Origin of the sequence: Pseudoalteromonas sp. S1727 (assembly GCF_005886375.1) — a bacterium.
GTDB classification, from domain to species: Bacteria; Pseudomonadota; Gammaproteobacteria; order Enterobacterales; family Alteromonadaceae; genus Pseudoalteromonas; species Pseudoalteromonas haloplanktis.
Map to the genome: position 1 here is coordinate 1 of NZ_PNDT01000163.1, position 370 is coordinate 370.

A 370-nucleotide genomic window follows, 5' to 3' on the forward strand; every position below is an offset into this window, starting at 1 on the left:
TGGCTGGCAGCGATATCGAAGGAGATACTTTAACTTATCAAATAAGTACACAGCCTCAAAATGGCACCGTGACCCTGACAGGATCACAAGCCGTGTATCAAGGGGATAGCCACTTCTTTGGTAGCGACTCCTTTAGCTTTATGGTCAACGACGGCACTGTGGATTCAGCACCGGCCGACATCACTGTGAATGTCACTAGCGTGAATGACGTGCCAGTGATCAGCGGCGCGCCAAGTGTGTCAATCAGTGAGAAAACCGCCTACAGCTTCACCCCAACGGCCGTTGATACAGAAGGCGACAGCCTCACCTTTAGTATTACCAATAAGCCAAGTTGGTTGAGCTTTGATAGCAGCACTGGAACACTCAGTGG

Annotated in this window: 1 protein-coding gene; it reads left to right on the forward strand. The window is 50.3% G+C overall.

Translation table 11 applies throughout. The features are described 5' to 3' along the window. On the forward strand, positions 1–370 hold a 370-nt coding region (locus CWB85_RS22545; protein ID WP_171039053.1), incomplete at both ends, for an Ig-like domain-containing protein.